The sequence below is a fragment of the Thalassotalea sp. PP2-459 genome (assembly GCF_001913705.1).
Classification (GTDB): domain Bacteria; phylum Pseudomonadota; class Gammaproteobacteria; order Enterobacterales; family Alteromonadaceae; genus Thalassotalea_C; species Thalassotalea_C hakodatensis.
Genome location: NZ_MKQD01000010.1, coordinates 1 through 2,096 on the forward strand (window position 1 = coordinate 1; position 2,096 = coordinate 2,096).

At 34.7% G+C, this 2,096-nt stretch carries 3 protein-coding genes; 1 reads left to right on the forward strand and 2 read right to left on the reverse strand.

The features are described 5' to 3' along the window. Positions 1-222: 222 nt before the first annotated feature. On the reverse strand, positions 223-819 hold the full coding sequence (locus BI291_RS00620; protein ID WP_074495412.1) for a phospholipid-binding protein MlaC: 597 nt from the start codon (positions 817-819) through the stop codon (positions 223-225). Positions 820-941: 122 nt separating this feature from the next. Continuing rightward, positions 942-1,529 carry a TetR/AcrR family transcriptional regulator gene (locus tag BI291_RS00625; RefSeq protein ID WP_074495414.1) on the reverse strand — a complete coding sequence of 196 codons (588 nt, stop codon included), beginning with the start codon at positions 1,527-1,529 and terminating at the stop codon, positions 942-944. A 363-nt stretch (positions 1,530-1,892) separates the two neighbouring features. Here BI291_RS00625 and BI291_RS18375 point away from each other — a divergent pair. Continuing rightward, the coding region (locus BI291_RS18375) for a hypothetical protein (protein ID WP_175573058.1) at positions 1,893-2,096 on the forward strand (204 nt) is incomplete at its 3' end.

Consider the following 2,096-nt stretch of genomic DNA (forward strand, 5'->3'; position numbering starts at 1 on the left):
TCAGAGCGATGTCAGAGGTGGGAGAATAAGCGAAACGTGTGCAGGTATAGTTGTTCTACATCAAATACGTTTTGCGCAATTATCGCGCCTCTAAAGCGTTTAATTTTCGCTGAATGACCGAATATTTATGCGAATTGGTATTATTTATTCGCTAACAAAAAAAAGCCAGTCGATGACTGGCTAAGCTCCATGAGTGGGAGATAAGTAATTTTTTACACACTGTTATTTGTTCAATGCAGCAAGCTCAATGGTGACTTGATCAAGTCCGTATTTATTAATGCGCGTATTGAATTCACTTTGTTTGCTACTTAGCAAAGAGATACCTTCAACAATCATATCGTACGCTTTCCATTGACCCGTTTCCCTGTTTTGTCGCATTTGAAAGGTTAAATGGATATCAGGTTTGCCGTTTTCAGAAATTAACGCATCAACTGACGCTAACTTGCCGCTATTAGAAAGTTTAGATTGTCCGTAGCTCACTTTTTGATCTTTATATTGGTTCAAAGCTGTGGCGTAAGTTCTGACTAAATAGTGTTTCATCGAGTTGACAAACTTTATTCTTTGTTCTTTAGATGCTTTTCTGACGTGCTTGCCGAGTATTTTAAAGGCAGCGTAGCGATAATCTACAGCAGGCATTAATTCTTCTTCAACAATGTTACGCATTAACTCTGGAAACTTCTGTAATTCCGTTTGGCTAGCAGCAATTCGAGAAAACAATTTATCGCCAGTTTGGCTGATTACTTCTTTCGGCGTTAGTGTAGGTTGAGCGGCAAGGGAAAGAGAAAATACAGATAAAAGCAAGAAAAATGCTGTTCTCATTGGATGTCCTTATTAAAGAGTTGGTGAATATGAGAAAGTATTTTACATACCGACCAGGCGGTCTGTAAACATTTTTTTATAATATTTTTGTTGTAAGTTATGTTTATTTTAAATAATGCAGGTTAAGTGTTTCGTAAGTTATTGAGGTAAATACATAACTCATCAACCACCTTATCAAAAAGTTCTTTATTTTTAGCGCTTTTACTTAAACTATAAGCGCCGTGAAAACTAGAAACGATAAAATAAGCTACTTGAGTGAAATCAAGATTATTTCGTAAATGGGCTGAAAACCGTTGTAAATTAAAGGCAATTAAGTGGTTTAATTGTTGTTGCATGTTTAAAATACGTAAACGAAAACCTTCATCTACAGCTGACATTTCTTGGCATAGGTTATTTACAGGGCAACCGCAAACAATGTCTTCACAGCTCATGTCTTGCGAGATTTCTTTAAAGAATTTACATAAACCGTCAATAGGATCTGTTGCTTCAACGGCAGGCTGCCAAGTGGCTAGAAACATTGGCGTGAAAATTTCTTCAAAAACAGCATAGCCCAATACGAGTTTATTATCGAAATGATGGTACAACGCACCTTTTGAAATTTCACAACGGGATAATATAGTTGACAAGCTTGTGGCTTGAAAACCATGTTGATGAATCTCATCTGCGGTAATTTCTAAAATTTTTTGGCGAGTTTGTTCTGCATCTCTCATACAATAACCTCAATGTTGTATAAAATTATTGTAACCGACTTATCGGTTTGTTCACAATACATATTTTGTTGTTAACTTAATGTTTTGATTTTTATAATTTAAAGCAGGATCTGTTTTAGATATCTATATGATGCCGAAAGCCTTGTATAGGGAAAGGTACAATTATCTGATAGCTACATTCTTAAGGTCATAAAAATGTAGCTATCAGATATAGTAATACATGACTATAAATTGATAAAGTCAACCATTTATTCAAGAAAGTTTCTATTACAATTACTAAATAACCTATTTCTGAACTAAGCTAAGAGAGACGCATCAATAAAGGAAATTGATATATCACTTTTTAGTCTATATCAAACATAGATGAATAACGTACTTAAAAAATTAGGTTCACTGCTTGAGCAATTATTCAAGCTAGTAAGCCAAACCGATAATTCACAACAAATAGAAAATATAGATAATCTTGCCATAGTTAAGGAACAAGCGGAGGCAGCAAAGTTTGCTTTAGACCAACACTCGCTTGTATCAATAACTAACTTAGAAGGTAATATCCTCTATGTTAACGAT

Bases quoted from the DNA above. Each gene is read 5' to 3' on its own strand.
- BI291_RS00620 (WP_074495412.1), bottom strand. From the start codon at position 819: ATGAGAACAGCATTTTTCTTGCTTTTATCTGTATTTTCTCTTTCCCTT.
- BI291_RS00625 (WP_074495414.1), bottom strand. From the start codon at position 1,529: ATGAGAGATGCAGAACAAACTCGCCAAAAAATTTTAGAAATTACCGCA.